The following is a 1338-nucleotide window of genomic DNA, read 5'->3' on the forward strand; positions in this document are numbered from 1 at the left end:
GTTGCCCCCTGTGAGATAAGGAAGTCGCTTAGCTTTAATCCGCCATAGCTCAGTTGGTAGTAGCGCATGACTGTTAATCATGATGTCGTAGGTTCGAGTCCTACTGGCGGAGTATGTAGACGTTCTGAGGGACGTCTTTTTTTATCTTTCAGGGGTCATCTTGATCCTTTTTAATTTTGCTCTTTATTAATATTTAATATCTTTTATAAGTTTGTTAGATTTGAGTGTTTTATAGTAGATTGAATCTAGAACAGTACATTACAACTGCTAAAAATATTTCTAGAAATTAGTTTGACTTTCCTAATCTCTCTGTTCATATCTTATTTCAATCCACTATATTTAATGTCATGCGCATTGGAAATAGATTTCCAATTAGAAAATTCTTTCCCACAATCAAAAGTTATAGACCTAAAAAGGTGGCTAGGGACTTGAGACAACCATTGATTAATAGAAGCCTCAATATCACTTGCTCTCCGTCCATTGGTTTTCAGTGCGATGATGGTTTTGAGCAGCGTTCTACTAAGGTAATAACTTCATTTTTGTGTTTTTCTCCCATAATTGTATCCCCTTGTAGATGACCGAATTCCGTCTTAAAATCAGGATAACTGTCTGCTCTCTCACGTAAATCTCTACGAAACGCTTGTTTTCCTTGTTTTTCGCTATGATTATTTGGTTTTCTGGAGGTCCTCTTTCTTAAAAATACCGCGGTCTGCTAGTCGATAGAGAGTTCTCATAGGACAAGAAATCCTATCTGGATGAGCTCCCTTAATGACATCAAGGCTCCAGATTAGATTTAAATGAGTTTGAATAAAGTCTTTTTCTGCTTGCGAAAGACTTGTTTTATTCCTGCCACTGCGATTCTTATTGACTTTATATCGCTTATAGTAATCATAAGCGGAGTGCCCCTCTTTCAGATAGTTGATGCCATTGTAGATTGTCTGTTTTGATCTTCCTAGTGAGTTCGCAATATCTGAAACTTTTATGTTTTCTTGAGAGTAAGACTTTATCATTACGAGTTCGTTTGTGGTAATATGTGTATAGGTCATTTATGTTAGTTCCTTTCAGACAAATGTGGTAGTTTATCTGAGCCTAACAAATATGTTTTTTTCTGTCTAGCTTAATTTTACAAATTGGGATTATAAAGTATACTAGCATAATTCCTACAGTATTTTTTTTCATTACAGAAATTTTAGATCTTTTTTGAAATGTAGTATTGTGCACCTGATCTGTTAGTTTTCTTTATCTGTTATTTATTTGAATATTCATTATAGTACATGATGGAAGTATCTTCCCTGGTTCTTCTATTTTTCTACCATTTGTCAAGTATATCAAGGTATT

1 protein-coding gene and 1 tRNA gene are annotated in these 1338 nt (G+C 34.5%); one reads left to right on the plus strand and one right to left on the minus strand.

All coding sequences use genetic code 11. The annotated features are described in order from the left end of the window. Positions 1 to 38: 38 nt before the first annotated feature. A tRNA-Asn gene (locus HMPREF2837_RS07790) sits at positions 39 to 112 on the plus strand. A gap of 553 nt (positions 113 to 665) precedes the next feature. Here the strand turns inward: HMPREF2837_RS07790 and HMPREF2837_RS11720 are convergent. Further along, positions 666 to 1046, minus strand: coding sequence for a hypothetical protein (locus HMPREF2837_RS11720; protein ID WP_239665549.1), 381 nt, complete (start codon positions 1044 to 1046; stop codon positions 666 to 668). Positions 1047 to 1338 lie beyond the last annotated feature (292 nt).

This window comes from Streptococcus sp. HMSC071D03 (genome assembly GCF_001812125.1).
Classification (GTDB): Bacteria; Bacillota; Bacilli; order Lactobacillales; family Streptococcaceae; genus Streptococcus; species Streptococcus pseudopneumoniae_N.